This window comes from Nitrospira calida (assembly GCF_976986435.1).
The window spans coordinates 978,526-1,003,055 of the sequence record NZ_OZ335950.1 but is presented as its reverse complement, the minus strand read 5'-3'; the positions used below and the strand labels follow the sequence as shown (position 1 = coordinate 1,003,055).

20 protein-coding genes are annotated in these 24,530 nt (G+C 62.1%); 12 read left to right on the top strand and 8 right to left on the bottom strand.

Annotated elements, in window-relative coordinates; translation table 11 throughout:
• The first annotated feature begins 193 nt into the window (after window positions 1-193).
• From ACWHTU_RS05000 to ACWHTU_RS04945, 12 genes are all read left to right on the top strand, one after another.
• Window positions 194-661, top strand: coding sequence for a CBS domain-containing protein (locus tag ACWHTU_RS05000; protein WP_447862156.1), 468 nt, complete (start codon window positions 194-196; stop codon window positions 659-661).
• A gap of 87 nt (window positions 662-748) precedes the next feature.
• A complete protein-coding gene (locus tag ACWHTU_RS04995; RefSeq protein ID WP_447862154.1) occupies window positions 749-2,476 on the top strand; it encodes an HAD-IIB family hydrolase in 1,728 nt (575 codons plus the stop codon).
• A gap of 22 nt (window positions 2,477-2,498) precedes the next feature.
• Entirely contained in the window at window positions 2,499-2,942 is a 444-nt protein-coding gene (locus tag ACWHTU_RS04990; protein ID WP_447862152.1) for a cupredoxin domain-containing protein, read from the top strand.
• A 118-nt stretch (window positions 2,943-3,060) separates the two neighbouring features.
• A complete protein-coding gene (locus ACWHTU_RS04985; protein WP_447862151.1) occupies window positions 3,061-3,918 on the top strand; it encodes a universal stress protein in 858 nt (285 codons plus the stop codon).
• A 482-nt stretch (window positions 3,919-4,400) separates the two neighbouring features.
• Window positions 4,401-5,615 (top strand): hypothetical protein, encoded by a 1,215-nt coding sequence (locus ACWHTU_RS04980; protein WP_447862149.1) that lies wholly within the window; start codon window positions 4,401-4,403, stop codon window positions 5,613-5,615.
• Window positions 5,616-5,646: 31 nt separating this feature from the next.
• A complete protein-coding gene (locus ACWHTU_RS04975) occupies window positions 5,647-6,765 on the top strand; it encodes a hypothetical protein (RefSeq protein ID WP_447862148.1) in 1,119 nt (372 codons plus the stop codon).
• 31 nt (window positions 6,766-6,796) lie between these two features.
• Entirely contained in the window at window positions 6,797-9,586 is a 2,790-nt protein-coding gene (locus ACWHTU_RS04970; RefSeq protein ID WP_447862146.1) for a bifunctional acetate--CoA ligase family protein/GNAT family N-acetyltransferase, read from the top strand.
• Between the two features lie 1,068 nt (window positions 9,587-10,654).
• The gene (locus ACWHTU_RS04965; RefSeq protein WP_447862145.1) at window positions 10,655-10,894 is read left to right on the top strand and encodes a hypothetical protein; all 240 of its coding nucleotides are present in this window, start codon (window positions 10,655-10,657) and stop codon (window positions 10,892-10,894) included.
• A 392-nt stretch (window positions 10,895-11,286) separates the two neighbouring features.
• On the top strand, window positions 11,287-11,520 hold the full coding sequence (locus ACWHTU_RS04960; protein ID WP_447862144.1) for a hypothetical protein: 234 nt from the start codon (window positions 11,287-11,289) through the stop codon (window positions 11,518-11,520).
• 264 nt (window positions 11,521-11,784) lie between these two features.
• Window positions 11,785-12,096: a hypothetical protein gene (locus tag ACWHTU_RS04955; protein WP_447862143.1), complete on the top strand. Its 312-nt coding sequence runs from the start codon at window positions 11,785-11,787 to the stop codon at window positions 12,094-12,096.
• Between the two features lie 128 nt (window positions 12,097-12,224).
• Window positions 12,225-12,866 carry a hypothetical protein gene (locus ACWHTU_RS04950; protein WP_447862141.1) on the top strand — a complete coding sequence of 214 codons (642 nt, stop codon included), beginning with the start codon at window positions 12,225-12,227 and terminating at the stop codon, window positions 12,864-12,866.
• Window positions 12,867-12,952: 86 nt separating this feature from the next.
• Window positions 12,953-13,117: an FmdB family zinc ribbon protein gene (locus tag ACWHTU_RS04945; RefSeq protein ID WP_447862140.1), complete on the top strand. Its 165-nt coding sequence runs from the start codon at window positions 12,953-12,955 to the stop codon at window positions 13,115-13,117.
• Between the two features lie 6 nt (window positions 13,118-13,123).
• Here the strand turns inward: ACWHTU_RS04945 and ACWHTU_RS04940 are convergent, their stop codons facing one another.
• The 8 genes from ACWHTU_RS04940 to ACWHTU_RS04905 all read right to left on the bottom strand — a co-directional run bounded on the left by ACWHTU_RS04940 (window position 13,124) and on the right by ACWHTU_RS04905 (window position 24,077).
• Window positions 13,124-14,449 carry a cytochrome b N-terminal domain-containing protein gene (locus ACWHTU_RS04940; protein ID WP_447862138.1) on the bottom strand — a complete coding sequence of 442 codons (1,326 nt, stop codon included), beginning with the start codon at window positions 14,447-14,449 and terminating at the stop codon, window positions 13,124-13,126.
• A gap of 14 nt (window positions 14,450-14,463) precedes the next feature.
• Window positions 14,464-15,015: a QcrA and Rieske domain-containing protein gene (locus tag ACWHTU_RS04935; RefSeq protein WP_447862136.1), complete on the bottom strand. Its 552-nt coding sequence runs from the start codon at window positions 15,013-15,015 to the stop codon at window positions 14,464-14,466.
• A 251-nt stretch (window positions 15,016-15,266) separates the two neighbouring features.
• Window positions 15,267-15,485, bottom strand: a complete 219-nt coding sequence (locus ACWHTU_RS04930) for a YgaP family membrane protein (protein WP_447862135.1) — start codon at window positions 15,483-15,485, stop codon at window positions 15,267-15,269.
• Window positions 15,486-15,695: 210 nt separating this feature from the next.
• Window positions 15,696-18,437 (bottom strand): cation-translocating P-type ATPase, encoded by a 2,742-nt coding sequence (locus tag ACWHTU_RS04925; RefSeq protein ID WP_447862133.1) that lies wholly within the window; start codon window positions 18,435-18,437, stop codon window positions 15,696-15,698.
• Window positions 18,438-18,451: 14 nt separating this feature from the next.
• Window positions 18,452-19,465, bottom strand: coding sequence for a sodium:calcium antiporter (locus ACWHTU_RS04920; protein WP_447862131.1), 1,014 nt, complete (start codon window positions 19,463-19,465; stop codon window positions 18,452-18,454).
• 39 nt (window positions 19,466-19,504) lie between these two features.
• Entirely contained in the window at window positions 19,505-19,855 is a 351-nt protein-coding gene (locus ACWHTU_RS04915) for a c-type cytochrome (protein ID WP_447862129.1), read from the bottom strand.
• Entirely contained in the window at window positions 19,852-23,031 is a 3,180-nt protein-coding gene (locus ACWHTU_RS04910) for an efflux RND transporter permease subunit (protein ID WP_447862127.1), read from the bottom strand. The genes ACWHTU_RS04915 and ACWHTU_RS04910 overlap by 4 nt, the downstream gene beginning before the upstream one ends.
• Entirely contained in the window at window positions 23,028-24,077 is a 1,050-nt protein-coding gene (locus ACWHTU_RS04905; RefSeq protein ID WP_447862125.1) for an efflux RND transporter periplasmic adaptor subunit, read from the bottom strand. The genes ACWHTU_RS04910 and ACWHTU_RS04905 overlap by 4 nt, the downstream gene beginning before the upstream one ends.
• Between the last annotated feature and the right edge of the window lie 453 nt (window positions 24,078-24,530).

Sequence of the window (24,530 nt, the reverse complement as noted above, 5' to 3'; positions counted from 1 at the left end):
CAGGAATATAAGCACGACACGTACAAGCTGCGGGGCAAACTCAAGGAGCCCACGGTATGCCCCGAGTGCGGCGGCGAACAGTTCGTTTGCGTAAAGTGGGAACGATGCGCCGCAGGCGCTTTTCGCCCGGCATCCATTGCGAGACAGCACGAACGGCTCTACACGCTCGGAGAGCTCGGAGAGGAGGGAGACCATGAAAGTTCAAGAGATCATGACGAGGGACGTGCAGTGCTGCGGCCCCAATACGAATCTGGCCGAGGCCGCCAAGATGATGTGGGACAGCGACTGCGGCATCCTGCCGGTGCTCAATGTGGAGGGAAAAGTCCTGGGTGTGATCACCGACCGTGACATCTGCATGGCCACGGCCACCAGAAACAAACCGGCCGCCGAAATCACAGTGTGGGAGACCGTGTCCGGAAAAGCCCACACGTGCCGTCCCACCGACGATGTTCACACCGCGCTCGATATCATGAAACGCGAGAAAGTCCGACGGCTCCCTGTAGTCGACGAAGACGGCGTCCTCCAGGGTATGTTGGCGATGAACGATTGCATTCTGCACGCGGAGGAATCCAAAGGAAAGAAAGTCCCTGAGCTCTCCTTCGAGGACGTGATGCGAACCCTGAAAGCCATCAGCGCGCACCGGGTGCTGGTGGGCATCTGAAAAAATGATGAATGAGGAATTATGAATTGTCGGAATGCCGCAATTCAGCATTCTTAATTCAGCATTCAGAATTCGCCGATAGGCCCGATGTATCGCCGCGTGATGGCTTTCGATTTCGACGGGACGCTCGCCGTTGACGGGGTCGTTCCTCCCGCGTTGGAGCGAGCGCTCGAGCGTTGCCGCGCCATGGGGCATGCGCTGTTCCTAGTCACCGGTCGGCGCTTCGAGACGGTTGCATTATATCGGCTCGCCGAGTTGTTCATGGGGATCGTTTGGGAAAACGGTGCAGTGCTGACCCACACCGGTAGCGGCGAAACGTATCTACCGTTCGGCCAATTGGACGCAAACCTGGTGAAGGCGCTAGAGGAGCGCGGCATTCCATTTGAGCGGGGGTTGGCCATCGCCGCCACCTGGATGCCGCACGATCAGACGCTTTGGCAAGTGGCCGGCGCCTATGGCGGTAGCGCTTCCATTGAATACAACAAAGGCGCCGTTATGGTGTTGCCGCCTGGTGCCACAAAAGGGTCCGGGCTGGAACGCCTGCTGGCGCTGTGCGGCTTCTCGCCTCGCAACCTCGCGGCCTTTGGTGACGCCGAAAACGACCTGTCCATGTTGACCCTGGCCGAAGTTGCGGTCGCCGTCGCCGACGCAGTTCCCGCGGTGCGGGAGCTGGCGGATGTGGTGGCTGAGGCGCCGGGCCCACGCGGCGTGCTGGAGGTGCTGGAGCGTTACCCGCTGGCCGGCCAGTTCCTGGACATTCCGCTTAAACGGGAGCGCCCAATCCTGCTCGGTCAGACCGAAGCCGGATCGACCGTGTCCCTTCCAGCCTCCCGCCTGGCCGGGCGGAATCTGGGCGTGTTCGGCGACTCGGGGACAGGGAAATCCTGGATAGTCGGCTTGATTGCCGAGGGCTTGCACCATGAGAACTACCAGGTCCTGCTGATCGATCCCGAGGGCGACTTCCGCGGGCTGCGGGTCTTGCCGCGCTTCGTGTCCGTCAGCGGGGACCGTTCGAGCCTGCCGCCTCCTTCGGCCGTCGTCTCGTTGCTCGACGCGGGCGGGGTCTCGTTGACGTTGGATCTCAGCCAGTATCCGGTCCCCTTGCGAAGCGGCTATGTCACCGAGTTGCTCCGCGCACTTCGTCCAGTCCGCGAGCGACGGTACCGGCCACATTGGATTGTACTGGAGGAAGCACAGCAATTCCTCTTCAGCGGCGGCGAAGTGACCGGGGCCATCCTTCCGCTGCTGGCAGCCGGCGGGTGGGCGTTCGTCTCCTATCGACCAGATCGCCTCAGCACCGCAGTACTGGAGGTTCTCCACCATTGTCTGTTCACCCGCGTGTCGGAACCGGAAGCCGCCCGCGGCCTCCGCGAGCATTGTCGCATCTGCGGGCTCTCGGAGACCCGGCTTGACGAGATTCCCATGGGGCATGCACTCTTATGCAGCGGCCAGATGGTTCGCATGCGTCCCGCGATCCGGCGCGTCCCTCATATCCGTCACCTCTATAAGTATTTGGATACACCGCTCCCGGCGGGAAAGCGGTTCTGGTTCCGCAACGAGCACGGGGGGATCGGCCAGGAAGCCGCCAGCTTGTACGAATTTCTGCAACTTATCCCGATCCTTCCGATCGACAGCCTGGAATACCATGACCGTCGGCAGGATTTCGCCCGTTGGGCGGAAGGGACGCTCGGAGATGGCACACTGGCCGCGCGACTGCGAAAAGTCGCCAATCGGCAATATCGGGGCGAGGAATTGCGACAGGCGCTCCTTCGCGTAGTGGCATCGCACTATGAGGAACTCAATGCATTGCGTTGAGCGGAGAGAATGGGAGGACACGATGACTTGTCGAACGGGGTTCTGGCTTCGCGGCGCCGTTGGCGTCGCGCTGATCGTTCTCGCTTTTGGAGTTGGGTTCGCCGGTGACCGGCCGGATGACCGCGCCGCTCAAGAGCAGCGGATCGACCTCACGATCCGCAATTATGAGTTTCTCCTGACTCAACCGGCTCCGATCCGTCCCGGCGTCCCCACCGTCATCATCCTTCGCAATCAAGACATCCTTCGCCACGGGTTCACCGCGGCGATGCTGGCCCAACTGGCGCTGCGCGTAGAGGGCGAGGGGATCGCCGCCTATGGAAGAGGGGTGGAAGGGGTGTACGTGGACCCGGGCAAGACGTTAGTGATCCACTTCACGGCCGATCGCGTCGGCACGTACTCGTTCCGCTGCGACTTGCATCCCGGGATGAAAGGCGAGTTGTACCTGCTCGAAATTCCGGCGGTGTAACGCGCTCTCAGCAACTCGCTGCGAGCTATTCGCTGCCAGCCGTGAGCGCCCAGCTTCTCGCTTTCGGCGCGCGTCGACCAAACTGGTTGCTGAAGCAAGACAGGAAAGAGCAGCAATTATGAAGATCGTCATCGGCGTCGATTGGTCGGAGCAGGCATTTGCCGCCGTGCGGGAAGTCTTCGCGCTCTATGCGCCGCACGAAGTGGTCCTGGTGCACGGTGTCGATCTGGGTATTTTCCGGCATCCCGTGGTGGCGCAGGCGGCGAATCTGCAAGGGTACGAGGAGTTCCGCCGGGCAATGCAGGATGCCGGCCGGCAACTGATGGAGCGCACGTCGGCCCTGGTTCCGTCCGACACGCCGTCCGTGCGGAAAATCTACGACTTTGCGCGTCCCGCCGCGTTTCTCCTGGACACCGCGCAGAAGGTGAATCCCGATCTGATCGCCGTCGGCGCCCGCGGCCGCGGACCGGTGAGCGAACTTCTGTTGGGAAGCGTGTCCCATCGCATCCTCATGCATTCGACCTGCCCGACGCTCATCGTCAAAGGTGAGGCCCGTCCGCCCAAGCGGGTGCTGGTCGCCGTCGAAGGAACGGAGGACGCGCAGCGCATCCGGACGTGGCTGATCAACCACCCGTTCCGCACACCGATCGAACTGGTGGTGACCACGGTGATCGAGCAGCCGCGCCTTACCGATCCCGCCAGCATCTTAGTCTTCGAATCATGGGCCAAGTCGGCCAGCCAATATGCCGAAGACCTTGTCAAAACGACGGCGGCCGCGCTGGCGAATCATCAGTATACGGTCACCACGCAGATCCTGAATGGAGATCCTGCTAGCATGATTGCCGCGCAGGGTGAGGCATTCGACCTCCTGGTCGTAGGATCACACGGGCGAACAGGTGCCGACCGGTTCCTTTTGGGAAGCGTTTCGCATTCAATCACCCATCGTTCGATCCGTCCCGTTCTGGTCGTGCGTTGACCGAAACCGACTGGGCGCTGTTGAGTACCATTTCGCACCGCGTGTTGTTTGCTCCGATGCACGGGTCCCGCACCCGGGAAGGCTGCCCTCACAACGCCGCAACCAAGCGGTTCCAGTCTACGCGATCGAGTTGCTCTGCACGGCGGGCTCGCCCGCGCTCTAGACCCAGATTCTCGCGCTTCGTCCCCTGTTCTGGGAGAATATTACGGATACGTAGGGCTTTACAATGTGGCCTCTATCCCGGACGATAGCCTCATGGTAGCGACCGCCATCGTGACGTTCGTGACGTTGGGGCGCCGAAAGCTCCAGGAAGGAGAAGGGCACTGGTTGAAGCTCATAAACGGGACTGTCATGCTTGGAATGGGGGCCGTCCTCATGCTCAAACCGGAGTGGCTCACGGAGCAGAGACAAATCCTTGCGGCGCGTGACTCGCACAAATCGTGCGGCTCGTGACCATGAACATGAAAAGGAGACATCCGTCCATGGACGCGCGAAGGTGCCAGCCGTTTGGATCCGGCATCGGCCGCGGGAAAGCGCCTGCAGCGCTCGCGGCCGTTTTGCTCGCCCTGTTTCCAGGAAATCCGAGCGCGACAAAGGACACCGACCACCAGGAGACCGACAGAGACGAACTTGTGGTGTTGCCGGCCGGTACGGTCGTCGACCATGATTATTTCGCCGTCGGCAAGATCGTGGAAATCTCCGGGACGGTAAACGGGGATGTCTATGCGGCCGGCCGGCAGATCCTGGTCGACGGCAGTGTCAACGGAGACCTGCTGGCGGCGGGCGGAACCGTGACCGTCTCCGGCACAGTGTCTCAAGATGTCCGTGCGGTCGGGGGCAAGCTGACCTTCAGCGGCGACATCGGTCGGAATGCCACCATCGCCGGGGGCAGCATCGACATCACGCCCTCGGCGCTTTTTCGCGGCAACATCATCGCGGCCGGTGGGCAGGTTGAACTTGGCGGCCTGATCCACCGGGATGCGCGCATTGCCGCGGGGAACCTCAGCGTCTCCAACCGCATCGGCGGCGACTTGACCGCTGCGATCGGCAACTTGCGCCTGTCGTCCAAAGCAGCGGTGGCTGGGAACCTCATGTATTGGAGCCGGCTCCCCGCCTCGATCGATCCCCAAGCCGTGGTCTCAGGACAGACCATCAGGCGGACAGTACCCAAGGATCTGTTGCCAACGCTCAAGGACGTCCTCGCTTTGCTTGTCGGTTTCAAACTCGTGGCGGCTGCGGCCAGCTTCATGTCGACGCTCGTGATCGGCCTGCTGCTGATGCGCCTGTACCCGGCTTCAACGCAGCGCGCACTCGCACACCTGTCACAGCAGCCGCTGGTATCCCTGGGTGTAGGCTTGCTCGGTCTGACGGCCATTCCGCTGGCGGCCGGGCTGCTTGCCGTGACGGTGCTGGGGATTCCACTCGCCGTCTTGCTTCTGGCTTGGTACGCCATCGCGTTGTACGTCTCGCGCGTCTTCACGATCGCGTTGCTGGGACGATTCGCGTTCGACCGGTTCGGTGTTCCCAACCGCGACCGCTGGGCCTTCATATTCGGATTATGCCTGTATTTCTTGCTGACCACCATTCCTTTCCTCGGCGCGTTTGCGACGCTCCTGGCCGTGCTCTTCGGCTTGGGGTCTGTCCTGCTGATGAAAAAAGATGCGTACGTCGAAGCCGGGGCGCAGCGACTGATCTAATCGAACACGGGAAAACGTTCGGAAGAGCGGCATGACCACGTTGCCGACGAGACTGCGGATCGAGAAAGGAACCGCCTACGCGTTGTTCGCTTACGATGTCGGTCAGTCCGTCGACCTGGACGAGGCCGAACGGCGGATGACGACGATCAAGGAGCGAAGCCGGATCAAACACAAGCGCCGGGCGCCCGCCTACTTCGACTACACGCCCGCGCCGCTGAGGATCGGCGCGGACACCGAGCCGCTCGCGATCGGGCGGTTCCGGACCAATCCGGGCGTGGACCTGCTGCTGTACGACTTCGGCGCCGTGTCGGTCACTTACACGATCCCGCTGAGCGGAGCTTTCTCCGACCTGCTGTCGCTCAGCCAGGACCTCTACGACCACGAGCAGCTTCTGGCCGAATCGCGTCGGCGGGTGGAAGACCTGCTGGCCGCCGTCGGCGAGGCCGTTGAGCGCCCCCACGTGGTCGACTCCGTGGAAGACTACGTGATCTATCACATCGAAGCATCGGCTCCCTCCCTCACCGGTTCGGATCTCATCAAGGACTACGCACAGGCGGTCGCGCAGGTGCTGCGCTCGGAATCGCAGAGCCTGGCTGAACAGGAGATCCAGGATGCGATCGGATATCGCCTGTCGTTCGGTCCCGACGACATCGCCGTCATCGACTGGAACGCCGCGCTTTTGCTGGGGCAGGATATGGAAGCGGTGCTAGCTGTGCTCGAATTTGCGAACGTCGAGCTGTTGGAGATGCGCCTGCTGGACCGCCACCTGGATCGGGCGCTGGACGAAGCCTACGAGACCCTATCCAAACACCGATGGACCGGGCTGCATCTGCCGGGAGCGGTGCGCACGGAACTAGAGCCGATCGCTCAATTGCAAGTGGACAGCGCGATTCTGTTCGAGCGGGTCACCAATACGTTGAAGCTGTTCGGTGACCAATACCTGGCCCGCATCCATCGCCTGACCTCCCAACGGTTTCACCTGGAATCGTGGGATGCGAGCATCACCAGAAAACTCCATACACTTGAAAGTATCTACGGGAAACTGACGGCGCAGGCGGCAGCCAGGCGCCTGGAAGTGCTCGAATGGATCATTATCGTGCTCATCGGGTTGTCGATCGTTGTCTCTCTCATAGCCGGCCCGGGCCACTGAACCCGACGGACTCGGGAAGAGGAACTCTTCGATGAAACTGGTCCGACCCCTGTTCATTCCGGCGCCCACTCAGGAGGCGCCGGAGCACGGTCGCTTGATCCTGCGCGACGGGACGACAGCTGCTGTCCGCCTTGCCCGGCCGGACGACGCGCCCGCTCTCCGCGATTTTGTGGATCGGCTGTCTCCGGAAGCCAGGCGCCACCGGTTCTTTGCCGAAACGACGCCGCCGGAGGACCTCATCGCCGCCCTCTGCGACGCCTCAAATCCCAAATCCCAATTGACCCTGATCGTAACCCGCATCTGGGAAGGCGCGTTGCGCATCATCGCCGCGGGCTCCTACCTAGCCAGAGACGGACATACCGCCGAAGTCGCCCTGGCCGTCGACGATGCCTTTCACGGCAAGGGGCTCGGCACACTGTTGTTGGAACGGTTGGCCTTGCTCGCCATCCGCCACGGCTTCCGGCGGCTGTGGGCCGTCACCCACGCCGACAACCTCGCCGTGCGCGAGGTGTTCCGCGAATCGGGGTTTGAGGTCCGCGAACGCCTGGCGGGTGGCGACATCGAGGTCGAGCTCTCGCTCGTTCCTACAGAGGCCAGCGTACACCGCTCCGAAATGCGGGATCGCCTCGCCACCGTCGCCTCCCTTCGGCCGTTCTTCCAACCGCAGGCCGTGGCAGTCGTTGGCGCCTCGCGCGACCCCCAGAGCATCGGATTCCGACTACTGGACGCGCTGCGCGCCGGCGGCTTCACCGGCCGCATCTATCCCGTCAATCCGCAGGCATCCGAACTGGCCGGCCTACCCGTCGCTCCCTCGGTCCGGGCGATCCCCGAACCGGCTGATCTCGCTGTGATCGCGGTGCCGCGTGACGCGGTGTTGCCGGTCGTAGATGACTGTGCGGCGCGCGGGTTGCGGGCACTCGTCGTTATCACCGCCGGTTTCGCCGAGGTTGACCAGAAAGGCTATGAGCTGCAACAACGTCTGGTGGAGAGAGTCCGCCAGCACGGCATGCGCCTGGTTGGACCCAATTGTTTCGGCCTGGTGAACGCCGATCCGGCCGTGCGGCTCAATGCGACATTCACCAACCTGTTCCCGCCCCCCGGACGGATCGCCATGTCCTCGCAGAGCGGTGCCCTAGGACTGGCCCTTCTGGGCGCTGCGCACCGGCTTCAGTTGGGCATCTCCACCTTCGTAAGCGTCGGGAACAAGGCGGACGTGTCGGGCAACGATCTCTTGCAGTATTGGGAGGAAGACCCGGCGACCGAGGTGATCTTGCTTTATTTGGAATCGTTCGGCAACCCACGTCGGTTCGCGCGCATTGCCCGCCGCGTCGGTCGGCGCAAACCGATTGTGGCTGTGAAGGCCGGACGCACTCCTTCGGGCCGGCGGGCCGCCGGCTCGCACACGGCCGCGATGGCGGCGAGCGACACGGCGGTCGAGGCATTGTTTCGACAGACCGGGGTGATCCGGGCCGAGACACTGGACGAGCTGTTCGCGCTGGCGGCCGGCCTGTCCGCCCAGCCGCTTCCGCCGGGGCGGCGCGTGGGCCTGATCACCAACGCGGGCGGCCCGGCCATCCTCTGCACCGACGCCTGCGAAGCCGCCGGCCTGCTCGTGCCGGAACTGTCAACCCGAACAAGGACTGCGCTCGCATCATTCCTCCCGCCCGCCGCCGCCCTCAAGAATCCGGTCGATCTCATTGCCTCCGCCACCCCCGCGCAATATGCCAAGGCGATCGAGACAGTCTTACAAGCGGAGGAGATCGACGCGTTGATTGTGCTGTACATTTCCGTCACCGCAACCGACACCTCCGGCATCGCAGAGGGCATCCGAGCGGGCATTGAAGCCGGCCGCGCCGCCGGAGCCACGGCAAAGCCGGTTTTGATTTGCTGGATGGCGGAGGGTGACCGGGACCGGACCTTCAACCTTTCCGGCGAACGGATTCCTACCTACCCCCTGCCGGAGATGCCCGCCCGCGTGCTGAGCAAGATGGCCGCCTACGCCGAGTGGCGCACACAGCCGCTCGGGATGGTGCCGGATTTCGACGACCTTGATCTCGTGACGGCCAAGGAGATCTGCCAAAAAACCTTGGCTCAGCGAGGGCCCGGGTGGTTGACCGTCGAGGAAACAAGAGCCGTCCTGAGGGCGACGGGACTGTCTTTGCTGGATGGCGGCCTGGCTCGGACCGCGGATGAGGCGGTCGAACTGGCCCGTCGGATCGGATTTCCGGTCGCAGTGAAGCTGGCATCGCATCGGATCGTCCATAAGACGGAAGCCGGCGGAGTTCTCTTGAATCTCGCGTCCGAGACACAAGTCCGCGAAGCGTTCGAGGCGATCCAGTTCCGGCTCGCGCAGATGCAGCAGCTTGAGGCGATGGATGGGGTTGTGGTGCAGCCGATGATTGCAGGCGGCGTTGAGGTGATGATCGGCGTCACCCATGATCCCTCGTTCGGTTCACTTGTCGCCTTCGGATTAGGCGGCGTGTATGTCGAAATCCTCAGCGACATCCGCTTCCGGGTAACGCCGCTCACGGACCGCGACGCCGCCGACATGATCCAGGACATCAAAGGCTATCGGCTCCTGACCGGCTACCGCGGCCATCCTCCCGCCGACGTGCCGGCCCTCGAAGAGGCGCTGCTGCGCATCTCCAGGCTGGCGGAAGAGGTGCCGGAGATCGTCGAACTCGACCTGAACCCCGTGTTCGCGTTGCCACCGGGCCAAGGCTACCGCGTCGTGGACGCAAGAATCGCCATCGGATCGATTGAGCACGCGGATACTCATCGGACAACCCGGAAGAACGGCGGCGCGGCACCTTCGCGCTAAATCCACCCAAGCCACCTCGGGTCAGGGTCGATCATAAGGGGTCGGGTCGATCATAAGGGGTCGGGAGTCTTTTCCAAATCTGGCACCTTCGCCGATATGGATTCGGTGAATTCGTTGACGCTCGCGAGGCATTCCTTTTAGGCTAACCTTCTGAGCTCCGTGAGGGGGCTTTCGATGGACAGAATCTGTCGGTCATCCTTGTCCGTTGACTTGTGACTTGCGGGCGTAGAGAAAATATTTCCATTGGCTTAAGAGGCTCTTCTCCCCAAATCGCGTTGAACGAGTCGCGAGGCGAGCAACCTCCTCTGGTGGCTCTCGCAGTCTGTCCGGGGGATGCGGCTTCTCCTGAGATGTAGGGAGATCGGTGGAGGTGGCGTGAAACGTCAGGTGGCCACGATGTTCGCATGGGCAGCGTAGCCTGGCGGGAGCTCTCGCCAGTCCTCCCCCTGGTCAGCCCGAAAGCTTGGACACAGGCCATACCAAGATAAGCCACGACATCCCAAATGTCGTGAAGTCTTCAACGGCAAACTCGCCTTCCATCATAGCCGACTCCACCCGGCGACCAGATCGGCCAACGACATGTCATGGCGGAGATAGGCCGCAAGCTTATCAGCTACGGTCAGTCGAGTGACAACGCCCATGGGCAGCTACACCTTGCGGTGTCTGATATCCTCAGGATACTTGTTATGCACCCCGACGAGGTTCCCTCTGTCTCCGTCACGGACACCCCGCTGGGGGTCAACTTCCTTCAGGTATCAGGCACGCCAGCGGTTTCGGCCAACCACATCCAACCAATACCGTTTGTTACCGTCGGACAATGGCTCCCAGTTGGGGAACTTCTTCTCATTTCGCTCCAAGGTACTCAAATTGCTTCTGGCCAGACGTTGTAACGCGAAGACGGCCCGCCAATCCCGGCTAGGTCAAGGCCAGCGACGACATGGGAAGAATTTCGAAGAATATCTTGTCCCTTTTTGTCGCGTTGAGCTTGCTCCGTGGGCCAAGGCGCTGAGGTTCCATGACGTGCTCACCCCCGACTGGGAAGCACACACTCAACCAGGAGGTGCAGCCGTGAGCCGGCATATCGGGATCGATCTGCACAAAAAGCCCTTTGAAAACCAAAGCGATCGCGAGTGTCCGTATCAAGACAGAGAGATTGATGCCACCGCTTTGACCCACCAGTGGCGAACGGACTTGCAGCCGGCAGCCTACATTCCGCCGCACCTGATCGAGATACGCGAATTAAAAGTTCTGACCCACCGCTCTCCAAGACAAGTTTCAACAAAGACGGTTCCCGCTCTGACTCCTTGAATCGTCAGTGGCGTGTCTGGGGCGAAATTCGAGGTTCCATAGCGCCCCCAGATGCTGTCCATGACGCCAACGCGTCCATCGACTCAGACCGCGGAACATCGCGGTGTGCGAAAGCAAGGCCACCGGAGTCGTTTCAAAGTCGTTTGAGCGGAGAGTTTCTAGAGAAAACAGTCAGATTGAGCTAGCCCCACTTTCGTGGACACCTCAAAACGCTGACAATAGCCCCGCGGAGGTATCCGATGGCCAAGCGCCAGCAGTTCACCAAAGAGTTCAAGCTGAAAGCCCTCTGGATCTGGAAATCCTTTGAGCTCATTAAGGGGTCAATTCGTTAAGGGGTCAGTCAATTCATTAAGGGGTCAGACCCCTTTTAGTCCTCCAGTTTCGACTTTTACATGCTGAAAGCCAAGCCTGGGTATTTCATCCGCGATCTCGCCTCTGACAGCGACCGGCTGGACGACGACCTCCAGCCAGACGGTGCGACCCTGATCGCGCCACACTGGTCTACCCGTCAACTCAAGACCCGGGATGGGTGCCACTTGCGCCGGTACCAACGCCGCCGGCTCGTCGAAATAGTTCTTGGCCTGGCTCCAATGGAAACGGCGGTTGCTGATTCGTTAGGAATGTGACGCCACCAACCTCCTGGTGGTTTGTGCAGCTCGCCTGCATCACGATGCTGCTCAAGCGATTTTGAGATAGGTTCTCGTGTTTTACCACCTCAAAAATGACTCCCGACCCCTTTTTATTTCGCCCCTTTTTTCAATGGCGTCCAGAGGGATGAATACCGTTTTCCTCATGTTTTCACCTTTGTTGACGCCGATGTTTTCACCTTTGTTGACGCCGCTCACGCACAGGATATACTTGGTCGCAAGACAAAATAATGAGGTGATGCGATGGATTGGCACCTGGCGCTTTGGACGGCTATCAGCTGGATGTTCAGCGGCGGGATTCTGTATCTCGTGTACCGCTTCGGCCTGAACAGCGCGATCGAGCAGGGTTTGAAATGGAACTCCTGGCGGAGCATCTTGTTGCTGCTGGGATTTGTCGTTTGCCTCGCCATGTTCGGAACGGAGTATCCGGATCAAGGGCTGCTCGTCGAATTTGACGAGGACGACCAAGCTCGCTTCATTGGCATCTTCTGTATCATCGTCCTTACATATGCCTTTGGCTACTTCGACGGGAAATCCCGGGAAAAGACTGCGTAGCAGGAGTTTCCTGCTTTCGTCACGCAGCCCCGCGGCCCTCCCCACCCTCCGTAGAATTCCTCTACTGGCTCCCACTGTTCCGCGGTGAGTAGAATAATCTGCCACCCAATCACCATGGGAGGTGGGTTATGACACACTGCACACACCGGGAGGCCTTCGGGTCTCTTCTCGGTCTCGCCCTCTTGCTCACCGCAACCGGCTGCGTAACCACCTCGGATCTGGACAAACTGGAGCACAACCTGGCGCAAAAGGTCGATGCCCAGACGAGATCCGTCCGGTCGGAGGTCGCCACTGTTCGCGACCAAATCAAAGCCGTCAAAGCGGAAGTGGAAGGTTTGCGCGCCCAAATCGGCACGTTCCAAATGGACATGCGGGCCGCGCTGGAGGACGAGAAAAGGACGGATGCCTTGCGGGATCAAATCCTCAAGGATCTGACTCTCGTTGCAACCGGCACGAAAAAGGCGGTCGAAGGTTCTCAGGCTGCCGCGCAAGAAGAGTTGAAGAAACTCGAAGCGGTGACCGGCGACGCGTCCAGGCAGGTCCAGGCACTGCAGCAGGTGGTCTCCACGGTCAGCGCCAGGATGGAACAGTTGCCCGCCCAGGTCGGTGCGCTGAGCGGCGATCTGCGCGCGTTAACCGACACGCTGTTGGGGACTTACGCGCTGGAAGAAGCGGCGTTAAAGGACCGCTTGAGAGCGCTGGATGAGATGAAACGGCGCCTGAAGCCCTTCGAAGCCCGGCAGCCGGGCGAGGCCGGAGCGGCCAGATGATAAGGAAAGAGGGTTGCCGCGTGGGCCGTGTTGCCGGAGCAAGCCTATCGAAGACCGTGCCGACCAATCGGAGGGAGGTGAGGGCGATGCCCGTGTATGAATATAAATGTCTGGACTGCGGCAAAGAAACCGTGCTGTCCCTCAGCTTGAAAGAGCGGGAAAGCGGAGCGGCGGTCTGCCCGTCCTGCAAGAGCAAGCGGATGGAGCAATTGTTTACGAGTGTGATGGCGAAGACCAGCCGGAAGAGCTGACACCCGTCACGTCTGACGTTTCAAGCTCAGCATATAACTGGTCAGGTCGTTGAGCTCCTGCTCGGTGAGCGGGAACTTCGGCATGATCGACCCGGGGGAGACCGATTGCGGGTCGCGGAAGTGCCGGAGGTGCCATTCGCGTTCGGGCCTGAGATCGCCGACATACGAAAGATCGGGCCCGACCGCTCCTCCCTCTCCGTGAATCCGATGGCAGCCCGAACAACCGTATTTTGCGTAGATCTCCTTGCCGTGTGCGATGGCTGGATCCACCCGCGGCACGGCATAGAGATTTTTGAGGGAGATTCCCAGTAAGGAAAAGACGACGACCAGAAATACCGCCCCGGTTCCGATCGCCACAGGACGCGAAGACGGATGGCGGGCCGGATTCCGGTCGATAAACGGCCACAACAGCAGCACCAGCACAAAGAGCGTCGGCAGGATCCACGTGGCCACCGGCTCGAGCGGCCCGTGCACGTATTTCAGCAGTTCATAGTAGAAAAGGAAGTACCACTCTGGGACGGGCACAAAACTGGTGTCGGATGGATTGGCTTTGTCGGTGAGCGGAAAGGGAACGGTGAGGGCGAGCGCCGCGATCATCAGGAACACCCCCAGCATCGCCACCGCATCCATGTATACCTGCCGGGGATAGAAGGTCTCGCTTCCCAGCGCCGCGCGGTCTTCGCTCCACGGTCCGGCCGGTCCAACCCGCCTCAGGATGAACAGGTGCAATGCAATGCAGGCCACAGTCAGCGCGGGAAGGAAGAGGACATGGATCGCAAAGAATCGGGACAGCGTGAGCGCCCCCAGCGTCTCCCCGCCGCGCAGGACCCGCACCAAAAACTCTCCGACCAGCGGGACAGTCCCGACCATGTTGATGCCGACTTGCGTCGCCCAATAGGCTGTCTGATCCCACGGCAGCAGGTAGCCCGTGAATGCGAAGGCCATGACAAGCAGAAACAGCACCACGCCGACCATCCACATCAGTTCCCGCGGCGGCTTGTAGGCGCCGTAGAGAAAGACCTGCAGCATGTGCAGGCCGATCGCGACAACCATCCCGGACGCTCCCCAGTGGTGCAGTCCTCTGACGAACCCGCCGAAGGCCACCTGAGTTTCGATGAAGCGAACACTGTCGTAGGCATGGTCCGGGGTGGGCGCGTAATAGACGGCGAGAAACATGCCAGTGACGGCCTGCAGCACGAAGAGGAAGAGCGTCACCGACCCGAACACATACACCCAACTGGCGCCGCCTGGGATGGGCTCGTCGAGGAGTGTGCGCTCGATCGGCTTGAGCTTCAGCCGGCTGTCAAGCCAGTCATATAATCGAGAAGCCATGCCTCTCTCGTGCATTACAATTCCACGCTTCGCGGTAAACCGGCCTTAAATTCCTTGTACTGAACCAGCAATCGGCCGTTCTCGATTTTCAATGGCAACCGGTCCAGGGGCCTTGGCGCAGGCCCGCCCAAAACCCGGCCCGTGATGTCGAACACGCTCCCGTGACACGGGCACTTGAATTGCTGGTCGCCTCTGTCCCAGTGATAGCCGCACCCAAGATGGGTGCACATCGGCGAGAAGACCGTCACCCGCCCGTCGCCTTCTTTGACCACCCAGACAGCTTTGTTGACCTTCGTCTCCATCCAGCCGTCTTTGATGGTCGCCACGTAATCGAGCTGCTTCGGCTCGCCGACAGGCAATTCATCGAGCCCTCCGACGTCCACCCACGATGATTCCCGACGTTTCAACGCCGGTGAAACGAAGTAGCCGACCAACGGCACCGCCAGGCTGAGCCCGATCACGGTCGCCGCCGCGGCGGTGACCCACGCGAAGAACGTGCGCCGCGATCCGACCGGCGTGAAGAAGCCCGGCGTCTGCTTATCTTTGGGCTCATCCGGCGGATTCATGCATGATTCCTCACGTGGAGGCTGACGGCCAACAGCGAAGAGCCGACAGCCCATCGCTTAGAGGGATCGCCTGCTCGAGGCTCTGAACATGCTCCTCTCCCAGCCTCTCCATAGCCAATTGTCGGACCCCATTGGCATGCTTCAGTGCCATGGGATATTTTCGGAAGATGCCGCTCCGTCAACGCGCCGTGATGAGCTGGCCGGACGCCTGCCGCCGGCTGGTTTCTCTTGGTCCGATCGCCCGCGTGCCTTCATGGCTTTCCCGTGGAAGCCGGGGGGCAGGTATTGATCCCCAAGAGCTTCCATGCCGGACAGAAGCCAATGGCTCCCGTCACCAACGCCACCGCGCCGACCACGAAGGCAATCCCGGCGCCCCAAGGAGGAAGCCCCGCAAACGCGCCAATCCCCAACAATACGATGCCCAGTACGATCCGAATCGGCCGCTCGACTCCGCCAACGTTACACGTCATGGCCGCACCTCCATACCAAGCTTCGCTTGATCCGGCCGCTCTTCTCCGCTTTCTTGCGAGTCACGCGGCCGGAGAGAGTCCTCAACACGACTGCGTAGCCTTTGCGAATGGATTCACCCGTGTCGTGTCCGGTCTTGCCGACTCACACACTATATAGGAGTCGGCCGCCCAGATAAAGATTCTTTGAAGGCCGCTTCGACATGTCGATCTTCAGCCGTTCGTTCCTCGTCGCGTGAAGACCGGCATGGTTTTCCACAGCTCCATTGTCAGCAGCGGCACCAAGCCGACCCCGATCGCCAGCATCCAATGCTTCGGATCGAACGGGCTGACCTTGAAGACCTCGCGCGCCGCCGGCAGTGCGATGATCAGGATCTGTAGGGCGGCCGAAGCGCCGGTCGCCCAGACCAAATGACGATTCGACAAGACGCCGATGGAGAAGATCGACCGCCGGTCGCTCCGGCAGTTGAAGGCGTGGAACAATTGCGCCAGGACCATCGCCGTGAAGGTCACCGTGCGCGCCCGTTCGAGGCTTTGGTCCATGGCGTACAGGCAGGACGCAAAGATCAGGATCGTGCTTACGGCGATGAGGGTTCCTTGGCCAAACAGGAGCAACAGCCGCCGCCGAGACAGGAACCGTTCCTTCGGGTCGCGCGGCGGGCGGATCATGATGTCGGGTTCCTTCGGATCGGCGGCCAACGCAAGCGCCGGAAAACCGTCGGTCACCAGATTGATCCAGAGAATCTGGACTGGCAGCAGCGGCAAGGGGAGCCCAGACAGCGTAGCTAGCAGCATGAGCAACACCTCGCTAAGGTTGCACGAAAGGAGATAATGAACCGATTTACGAATGTTGTCGTAGATCGCCCGTCCTTCCTCAACCGCCGCCGCGATCGACGCGAAGTTGTCATCCGTCACCACCATATCGGAGGCTTCTTTGGTGACGTCCGTGCCGGTGATTCCCATTGCGACGCCGATGTCCGCCGCCTTCATCGCCGGCGCGTCGTTGATGCCGTCGCCCGTCATCGCTACCACCGCGCCCCGCGCCTTCCAGGCCTTGACGATCCGAAGCTTGTGCTCGGCCGACACGCGCGCATAGACAGCCACTTGCTCAACGCGCTCCGCCAGGTCCCGGTCGGACAAGGCGTCCAGTTCGTGTCCTGCCAGTGCCTCCCCCTGCCCGTTCACGAGACCCAGGTCTTTGGCGATCGCAATCGCCGTCTCCTTATGATCGCCCGTAATCATGACGGTGCGGATCCCCGCTTCCCGACATTGCCGGACGGCGAGTTTCGCTTCCGGCCGCAGGGGGTCCTTCATCGCGACAAGGCCGAGCAACTCCAGTGACTGTTCAATGTCCGCGGCCTGGAGGTCGACCGGTTTGTCGTCCAACCGCCGGCGGGCGACTCCCAACACCCGTAAGGCTTCGTGGGCGAACGTCCAGTTGACCTCAAGAATTCTTCGCTTCGCCGACTCATCGAGCGGCTTGACAACGCCATCGACCGTCAGCACCTGGGCGCATCGTTCGATCAACACATCCGGCGCGCCCTTTGTAAACGCAGCGATCCCACCGGGGGTGTTGCGGAGCACGGTCATCATCTTGCGTTCCGGGTCAAACGGAATCTCTCCGATGACAGGCGCCTCCGCCTCGAGCGATTCTTTCCACAACCCGAGCTTCGCCGCCGCCACCAACAGCGCGCCCTCGGTTGGATCGCCGAACACCCGCCAGGCTCCATCCACACAGCGCAGAATCGCCCCGTTGCAGAAAACGGCCGCGGTGAGCAATGCGCGGACCACCTCCCCCTCTCCCTTGCCCCTCTCAGCAAGGGAGAGAGCTGGGGTAAGGGGGCGAATCTCGCCCTCCGGTGTATACCCTTCGCCGGTCACTTCAAACGTGCGGCCGTCGATGAAAAGACGCGTAACCGTCATCTCATTTTTGGTCAAGGTGCCGGTTTTGTCGGTGCAGATCACGGTCGTGGATCCCAGCGTCTCGACGGCGGGGAGCCGGCGGATCAGCGCATGGCGCGCGACCATCCGCGTGACGCCCAGCGCCAGCGCGATTGTGACAATGGCGGGAAGTCCCTCGGGAATGGCCGCCACGGCCAGACTCACCGAGGTCAGGAACATCCCAACCAGAGGTTCTCCGCGCCACAACCCCAGCCCAAAGACGACCGCCACAACCCCCAGCGAGAGATAGAGCAGGAGATGGCCGAGTTGTTCGAGACGGTGCTGCAGCGGCGTGACCTCCGGCTCGGCCGCCTGGAGCATCGTCGCAATCCGCCCCAATTCGCTATTCAACCCGGTCGCGACGACCACCGCTCGCCCTTTCCCAGCGACCACAACCGTGCCCATGAACACCAGGTTCCGCTGTTCGGCGAGGGGATAGTCATCGCCGCTCAGGGTGGTGGGAGATTTGTCCACCGGCGTGGATTCGCCAGTGAGCGCCGCTTCCTGCGTCCGGAGAGCGGCCGCATAGATGAGCCGCGCGTCGGCGGGCACATGGTCGCCCGCTTCGACCAGGAGGAGGTCGCCCGGCACCACCTCACGCGCGGGGATTGATCGGGCCGTCCCGTCCCGCACGACCCGCGCCGTCGCGACCGAAAGCTTTCTCAACGCGGCCAGCGAACGCTCGGCCTTGAACTCCTGCGCGAAGCCCAGGGTGGCGTTCAGCAACACAATCGCGAGAATGGCGCCCGCATCGATCCATTCCTGAAGCAACCCGGACACGACCGACGCGCCGATCAAGACCCAGATGATGAGGCTGGAAAATTGGGCGAGGAACAGAGACAACGGCGACGGCGGCGGGGTCTCCGGCAATTCGTTCGGCCCGTGCAGGGCGAACCGGCGCGCGGCCTCCCGCTCGCTCAATCCGCGATCCAGGTCGGAGCCCAGTTCTCGAACCACCGCCTCAGACGGCATCGCATGCCAGGCAACGGGCTGTCGGGATTGCGCCTGCGCCATGCGTCCGCTCCCCGCTACCGAAACAGAAGCCATAGCCCGAGGAAATAGCCGACGATCATCGCCATGCTGTCAGGTTCGATCAGGAGATAGCGCTTTTCCACCCGATACATGATGCCCATGAGTCCAATGTTCATCAGCAGGATGCTCCACAGGGCCGTCAGCGCGTGCGCAGGATCGACCGCGCTCAGCAGCGGCCCTTCGCGAAAGGCCGCGTCGGCGAAAAAGAAGGCCGCCATGTTGAAGGCGTTGCTCCCGAAGAGGTTACCGACGGCCAGGTCGAACGCCCCCAGGCGCACGGCCGCCAGCGAGGTCACCAACTCGGGCAAAGAGGTGGTGATCGCCACCAGCGACGTGCCGATGTATGTCGCGCTCACACCGGTCTGTTCGGCAATCTCCCGAGCGGAACCGGCCAGGATTGGCGCGGCCACCAGCAAGGCCAGCGCCGCAACCGCGAACCCCGCGGAAGCCCACCGGAGCGCCGCGCGCCTGCCGACCGGACCGTCAGCAGCGAGCACCGCCGCTTCCACAACCGCCTCCTGTTCGCGCTGGCGGCGCTTGACATCTTCCTGCCGGAAGACGACACGCATGCCAAGGACGTAGATCATCAACAGCAGCACGCTGCTGAGGCCGATCCCCGCATGTTCGATGTCAGGCCTCAGCAACACGAGAAACGCAGCCAGTCCGGTCAGAACCATCGCCAGGGACGCCACCAGCGTGTGCTCGAACGCGGCCTGCTGCCAAACCCGTTTTTTCCGGTGAAGCAAATCGATCAGACCCAACGTCAGCATATTGCTCATCCCGGCGCCAAACAGGTCGCCGGCCGCCAGGTCCGGCGCCTTCAGCAGGCTCGCGCTCATGGTCGTGAAGACTTCCGGCAAGGACGTGGCGGCGGCCATCAGCAGCACGCCGATCCACAGTCGGCCCAACCCCGTCAACTCAGCAATCCGATCGCCGTATTGCGAGAGTTTGGTGCCGGCGATCACGATCGTCACGGCGCTCAGCGCGAAGAGCCCCCATGTCGTCCACATCGAGACATGTCCTGCAGAGCGGGGAGTCGCACGCGCCGTTTACCGAGCAAGCGACCGGACATAGGCCAGCACGTCTCGGCTCTCCTGCTCCGACAGCCGCAGTTTCCACGCCGGCATGTTTGGTTTGCCCTCGTGCAGCGTCTTCAGCAGTTCCTCGTCGGATTTGCCCTTGGTCGACGGCGTGGCGAGGTTCGCCGGCTCCGGCCCGAGCAGCCGGTAACCGTCGCCTCGACCCTGCGGGCCGTGACAGCCTGCACAATGCCGCTGATACAACGCCTTGCCTTTCGCCAGGTCGTGGGCTGGCGTGCCGGGTTCCGCTGGCGCGGGAGTTCCACCCATAATCCCCAGAGTCCAGAGCGCTACCACCCCCTTCAGCCACATCCTTCTCATCGCGTCACCTCTTCCGAAACCGCCTCCGACACGTCGTCTGTGAACCGTTGCTCCTCGGCAGCCGGATCCCCCGGCCGGTCGCCAGGTTCCTCGAACCAGCCGTACAACGCTGGCAACACGACCAACGTGAGCAGCGTCGAGGTGAAGAGCCCGCCGATCACCACGGTCGCCAGCGGCCGCTGCACTTCGGCCCCGATGCCCTGCGCGACCGCAAGCGGCAGGATCCCGAGCAGCGTCGTCATCATCGTCATCATGACCGGCCGAAGCCGCAATGTGCAGCCGGCGAGAATCGCCTGGTCCGTCGGCCGCCCTTCGCGCCGGAGCTGATCAATGTAGGACACCAGCACGATCCCGTTCCCCACCGCCAGGCCGAACAGTTCGATGAAGCCGACGGAGGCCGGCACGCTCAGGTACTGGCCGGTGAGCCACAGCGAGACGACGCCGCCGATCAGTGCGAAGGGCAGATTGAACATGATCAGCACCGCATATTTCCACGAGCGGAACGTGAGGAACAAGAGAAAAAGAATCAGGCCCAGCGTGATCGGCACCACCACCGTCAGGCGCGCGTTGGCCCGCTCCATGTTTTCAAAGGCGCCGCCCCATGTCACGACGTAGCCTTGCGGCAGCCGCAGCTCCCTCGCCAATTTGCGCCGCCCCTCATCTACCACGCTCCCGATATCCCGGCCCACGACATTGAATCCGATAGAGATGCGGCGGCGCACCTGCTCGCGACTGATGCGCGCCGGTCCCTCCTGCATCTCAATGGTTGCCAGCTCGCTCAGTGGGATCGGCGCGCCGGAGGCGGCTTTGACGCGAATCTCGCCGATGGCCTTGACGCTGTTGCGATACGCTTCCGGAAATCTGAGGATGAGCTGAAACCGGCGCTCGCCCTCATACACGTGCGTTGCGGGCTTCCCGCCGACGGCCGTAGTGAGAATTTCATGGATATCGGCGACATTGATCCCATAGCGGGCGATTCTTTGCCGGTCGATCTTCACGGTGAGATACGGCTGGCCGGCGATCTGTTCCACCTTGAGATCCTTCACGCCCCGCACCGTACGCATGAGATCGGCGATTTCGTCCGCTTTCTGCTTGAGCACGGTCAGGTCATCGCCGAACAGCTTGATCGCACATTCGGTCCGGATGCCGGAGATCATCTCGTCCAGGCGCTCTTGGATCGGCTGGCTCATGAGGACCGAAATCCCGGGAATATCGGCCAGCCGCCGGCGGATCGCCTCTACGAGATCCGATTTGGTCTTGGCAGTGGTCCACGTCTCCCGCGGACGCAGCAAAACGACCGGGTCGCTTTCGTTGGGCTCTTCCGGCGCGTTGGCGATCTCGGACCGGCCGATCTTGCTCACCGCGAGGCGCACTTCCGGAAACTGCAGCATGGCCCGTTGCGCGCGTTTCTCGATCTCAATGGACTCTGACAGTGAGACACTCGGCAGCCGCATGATCTGGGGCGTGAGGGCGCCTTCGTCCAGGATCGGAATGAATTCTCGTCCCACGAAGGGCACCAGCAGAAGGCTGACCGCCAACAAAGAGACCGCCCCGCTCAACACTCCGATGCGATGCCACAGCGTCCAGCGGAGCACGGGCAGGTACCGCTGCTTCATCCACCGCGTGAGCCGCGTTTCGCGCGCGTGATCGCCGCGCAGCACCATGGAGGCTAACACCGGCGAGAGCGTCAGCGTCACGAGCACCGAGACCAGCAAGGCAATCACGAGGGTATAGGCGAGTGGAGCGAACATCTTGCCCTCCATTCCGTGCAGGGTCATCAGCGGTAGGAATACGACGCTGACGATCAGAATCCCGAACAGGATCGGCCGGCCCACTTCCTTGGTGGCCTGCAGGGTCAGGTCCAGCTTGCTGCGCTCCGGGTGCGGGTTCTGCGACAGGTGGCGATACACGTTCTCGACGACCACCAACGAGCCGTCGGCGATTTCGCCGATCGCGATCGCCAACCCGCCCAGGGTCATAAGGTTGGCCGAAAGACCCAGCCGCTGCATCACGATGAACGTGACGAGCGGGGTCACCAGGAGCGTCACGGTCACCACGATTGCGCTGCGGACGTGGCCCAGGAACAGGAAGAACACCAGGACGACCAGGAGAACGCCCTCGATCAGCGCGTCCCGCACCGTGTTGACGGCGGCAGTGACCAGCTCGATACGGTCGTAGAACGGCACAATCCGCAGGCCTCCCGGCAACGCATTCTCGCGGTGGAGGGTCTCGATCTTCTCCTTCACCGCGTGCACGATCTCCCGCGCATTGCCGCCGCGGAGCATGAGCACAATCCCGGCGACCACTTCGCGCTCTCCGTTGAGCACGGCCGCACCGTGCCGCACGGCATGCCCGATCCGCACCTCCGCCACATCGCGCACGAACACCGGCGTGCCGCCGGCCTCTTTGACGACGATGTTCTCGATATCGGCGACGGAGGTCACCAGGCCCAAGCCGCGCACGATCGCCCGTTCCGCGTGGCGCTCGAGCACGTTGCCGCCGGAGTTGGCATTGTTCTTGGCAACCGCATCGAACACCTCGTGAAGCGTCAGGTCGTACTTGCGGAGCTTGGCCGGCTCCACGAGCACTTGATACTGCTTCACGAATCCGCCCAGAGCGTTGACGTCGATCACCCCGGGCACGCTCTTGAGTAGGGGGCGCAATACCCAGTCTTGGATGGTCCGTTGGGTCGTCAACTCCTCCTCGATGGCGTTGGGATCGGCGGCGTCCACGTCTGGTCTTTCCAGATAGTACTGGTACACCTCGCCCAACCCGGTCGAAACCGGAGCCAAGACCGGCTCCACGCCGGCTGGCAGGCGATCCTTCACGGCGATGAGCCGCTCCAGCACGAGCTGGCGGGCGAAGTACAGATCTACCTCATCCCGGAACACAAGTGTGATCTGGGAGAGGGCGAACTTGGAAAGGGAACGAATCTCGGCGAGTCCCGGAAGGCCGGTCATCTGCAGCTCGATCGGGAAGGTCACGAACCGTTCGACCTCCACCGGCGCCAGTCCCGGCACGTCGGCGAGGATCTGGACTTGGATGTTGGTCGTGTCCGGAAAGGCATCGATCGGCATGGATTGAAACGCAGAGACTCCGGCGACCGCAAGCCCGCAAGCCAGCCCCAGCACCAGGACGCGCTGGCGGAGTGACCATCTGAGCAGGACATCGATCATCGGGCAGGCTCGATCTTGAATTTCTCCGCCTCCGATTTCAGCAGGAAGGCGCCTTTGGTGACGACCCGCTCACCTTCCTGCAGGCCGTCCACAACGACCACGATGTCCCCGCTCTCTTCGCCCAGCTTCACCGGGCGAGCCTCGAACTGCTCTTCATCCCGTTGCACGAAGACGATCTTTCCGGACGACCCGCTCTGTACCGCGGCGAGGGGTACGGTCAGAACACCGGACTTTGGCTGCGCATAAGCCCGCACGAGGGCGAACATCTCGGGCTTGAGAAGCTTGTCGGGGTTGGGAACCGTGATCCGCATGCGCATCGTCCGCGTGGCGGGGTCCAAGACATCCCCGAGATAGGTGATCGTGCCGGCAAACACCGCGTGGGGATAGGCCGCCGCCACCACCTCGACGGACTGGTCCTTGTGAATGAACTGCACATCCTTCTCAGGAACGTTCCCAATGACCCATACCTCCGACAGGTCGGCGATCGTGAACAGCTTCTGGGTTGTCTCCACCACTTCGCCCCGGGTGATATTCCGCATCACCACACGGCCGGCAAATGGCGCACGCAGCGGGACATCGGCGCGGATCGTCTGCTCGTGATCCAACCGCCGAATCTCTTCTTCCTGAACCCCCAGCAGCTCGAGACGGTTCCTGGCCTCGCGTACCTCCGCGCGAGCCGTTCTCCACTCCGCTTCGCGTTTCTGAAACTCGGCCAAACTGACCGCCCGGTGCTGGTGCAGATCGCGAGCCCGCTTATAGGCCAATTCCGCCTCGTGCAGTTTCGCCGTCGCTTTGAGATACGAGGCCTCGGCCAACCCGAGCTCCGTACTGTGGAGCAAGGCCAGCAGCTCGCCTTTCTTGACGTCCTGGCCGAAATCCACATAGACCTCCACCACGCGCCCGCGAATCAGCGACGTGACTTCTGCTAACTCATTTTCGTTGGGTTGGACGGTGGCGGGAAATTCCCGATACAAGCGGAATTCGCCACGGGTCACGGGATGGACTTCGATCCTCGCCCGCGCGATCTCGTCACGTTTCAGGTGCAAGATTCCGGAAGGCGCGGGGGTCGGGGCGGACTTCGCCCCAGAAGCTTCGTCTTCCTTCCTGCCACAACCCAGAGGGCCAACCAGACATACCAGTATGACAAAGGCGCACGCTCTTCGGAGTGAGCGCGAACGACCACCTGGCGGCGGCATCGGTTTTTCACAGCGGGGCAAGGAGGTCTTCACGATCTCCCAGGAATCTGTCGTGTTCACGGGAAACTCGGAGATCGGACGACAGGAAGGGCGGAACTGCATGCCACACCCGCGCCGGCACCCGTGACCCGGCTTACCCTAACAAGGCCGCAATCAGACCAACGCGATGCCTGGCAAAGGCCCTAATGACACAGGGAACAACGCAAGGCCAATGCCAGTCATGGCCACTGGAAGAGGGCAATTCCTTAAAGGGTCTCGCGGCGGGGAACCGAACTCGTCAGGTGACACCGTGGCAGAATGGGA